Genomic DNA, 2,984 nt, shown 5'->3' on the forward strand with positions numbered 1-2,984 from the left:
GTAATCTGACTTGCTAGGGTTTTTAGTTGTTGTTCTGAATATTCTCCTGTTTCTCCGTTTTCTGCTTTGATTTGACATGATGCCGTTTCTATTGCTGCTTTTGTTATTAATGGATATAAACTTATAAAACTCAAGCTAGAAAATAGGAAAAACGTTAAGAATGTAATGATGGCTGAATTTCTATTCATATTAATGTTCAAAACTTTCTGATTATTTCAGGTTGATAAAATATTAGAGACTTCCAGAAATTAAATTATCCCAAATTGACTGTTTGTAGGGTGCGTCAGTACAGATAATATCTATATATGGCGAAGATTTCTCACACTGACGCACCCTACAGATGGAATATTTTTTAAGTTGGAAGTCCCTTAATTTGGGTGGGTTATGGCTTTAGCAAACTCACCTAATAGTTAACTGTTACTCTTTCAACAAAGGAGAGTTATTGAAAAAGTTTTTCACGGAAATATACAATTGATTACCTGAACTTTGGAAAATTGTATCGTTACTTTTACCCTCTGCAATGTCCATTAGTCTTTGTATTATTTCCCTCGGATCACTGCCGGTTTTAACAGTAAATAGCTGATTGGTGGCGTTGCAAGTTTCTCCTGACTTAGCAGCGCAAATAACAGAATTGCCGTTGCGCTTTCCGTGAGATAGGTAATTTAAACGACCTTGATCATAAAGTTTCTGAAAGTTTTTTGTAACTTCTTGACAGCGTTTTTCTGGTGTCCAGCCACTTTTATTAAAGTATTCTGATTTCCAACCAATGAAACGTACATGACCTTTCCTTTCAGGAATCCAAACTACTGTGGCGGGAATTCTCTTACCACTGGCTGCATCAAACATCGGCTGACAAAAGAATGTCACTTTACCTGTTTGAGATTTCGCATAATTTGATTGGCTGATACTAGGAGATATGTTCACCACTAAACTGCTTAATGATGTGACTACTGTTAGCCCTAACCCAATGAATAATGCTTGTTTTTTCATACTTCTGCTCTTTGCAATTTCTAAGTCCGTAGAAAGGTAAGTTTGTCAAAATTCGACTAAGGAGTCGATGTCAGGAATGGAATCCACTGCTGGAGATGGGAAACTCGGAGAGCTAAAGTTGGCTGTGTCATAGTCGAATGATATAGTTGCTTCTACTGAGGTTTCGTCAACAGTCTGTGGTTTTTACGCAGAAAGGTCAACTGGTTACAAAACTTTATATTTGTTATGGGTGATGTCTACTCCTGTGGCTATAGTGTGGATAGAGTGCGATCGCTCTTTATTTATGAGATTATTTTTGTAATTTCTTTAAGAGATTCATAGCCAATTCATAAGTACTAGCAGTAGTGTTGTCTTGATCTTGAAAAAGTTTAATAGCTTGCTTTAAATCTTGAATGGCTTTTTGTTTATCACCTTGAACAGAATAAACGAATCCTCTATATACATAAGCATCAGCAAAATCAGGATTAATCTTAATCGCTTGGTTGTAATCAGTTAGAGCTAATTCTAATTTTTCCTGCCGAGAGTAAAGAAGCGCCCGACTGTAGTAAAAATTAGCATTATCGGGACTAATCTTAATTGCTTGGGTGAGATCAGCTAGAGCTAATTCCCATTGCTGCTGCTTTTGGTAAAGAAGCGCCCGATTGTAGTAAACAGCAGTATTATTAGGATTAATCTTGATAGCTTGGTTGAAATCAGCCAGAGCTAATTCCCATTTTTTCTGCTGAGAGTAAAGATTACCACGATTGTTGTAAGCATCAGCATATTGAGGATCAAGCTTAATAGCTTGTGTGAAATCAGCCAGAGCTAATTCCCTTTTTTGCTGCTCTTTATAAACATTGCCACGGTTGTAGTAAGCGACAGCAAAATTAGGGTTAAGTTTAATAGCTTGGTTGTAATTAGCCAGAGCTAATTCCCATTGTTTTTGCTGATAGTGAACATTACCGCGATTGACATAAACAATAGCATCATCAGGGTTAATCTTCAAAAATTGGGTGAAATCAGCCAGAGCTAATTGCCATTTTTGCTGCTCATCGTAAAGAAGACCACGATTATAGTAAGTAAGAGCAAAATTAGGATTAATATGAATAGCTTTGTTGTAATCAGCTAGAGCTAATTTCCATTTATTCTGTCTTTTGTAAAGATTACCACGATTATTGTAAACATCAGCAAAATCAGGATTAATCTGAATAGCTTTGTTGTAATCAGCTAGGGCTAAATCCCATTTTTTCTGCTCAGAGTAAAGATTACCCCGATTTTTGTAAAATGCAGCACTGGGATTAAGTTTAATTGCTTGATTTATTGCTGTTTCTGCTTCTGTATATCTTTTAAATTTTTTTAATAATGCCCATTTTTCATTGTACAGATTTGAGTTATTTGGCTGGAGTTGAATTGCTTTTTCTATTGCTAATAGTGCCTTGTCTGGCTTGTTAGATAGAGTATATGCTACACTTAGTTTCTGCCAAGTATCAGTCAAATCTGGCTTAAGCTTTGTTGCTGGCTCAAATGCAGCTATAGATTCTGAATATTTTTTCTGCCAAAATAATGTTAAACCCTTACCATAATAAGCTAAATAAACAAATGAAGGTTTCAGCTTGATGGCTTCATCAAATGCTTTGACTGCTTCTTCATAACGATTTAACCGCCAGAGTTGATTTCCTCTTTCTATCCATTGACTAGCTGTGGCATTACCTTTAGAAATATCTGTTGATAATATCGCTGCTTGAATAGACTTGATTTGTGTTTCTTGTAGTGGCGGTGCAGTATTAGTTTCTACCTTTTGTGCTTGCACACCAAATCTGCTTGCTAACCCTAAAAATGTACTGGTGGGAATGCCTAAACTATAGCCTATTTGAACATTTCCTCCACTACTACCCCTATCTCCGGTTTGTTCATCAAAGGCTTCTTCTCCTTCCGCACGTCCATGAATTCCAATTACTCTTCCTTGGGAATCTAATACCGCCCCACCACTCATCCCACCATAAGTAATGCTGCTG

Annotated in this window: 3 protein-coding genes; all 3 read right to left on the minus strand. The window is 36.6% G+C overall.

What is annotated here, in order from left to right; translation table 11 throughout:
- Nucleotides 1-188 (minus strand): hypothetical protein (locus H6G28_RS36310; RefSeq protein ID WP_190678248.1); only part of this gene is annotated, 188 nt, incomplete at its 3' end.
- 229 nt (nt 189-417) lie between these two features.
- Entirely contained in the window at nt 418-990 is a 573-nt protein-coding gene (locus H6G28_RS36315; protein ID WP_190678250.1) for a COP23 domain-containing protein, read from the minus strand.
- Between the two features lie 289 nt (nt 991-1,279).
- Nucleotides 1,280-2,984 (minus strand): tetratricopeptide repeat protein (locus H6G28_RS36320; protein WP_190678254.1); only part of this gene is annotated, 1,705 nt, incomplete at its 5' end.

Source organism: Nostoc sp. FACHB-190 (assembly GCF_014696905.1).
Classification (GTDB): domain Bacteria; phylum Cyanobacteriota; class Cyanobacteriia; order Cyanobacteriales; family Nostocaceae; genus Nostoc_B.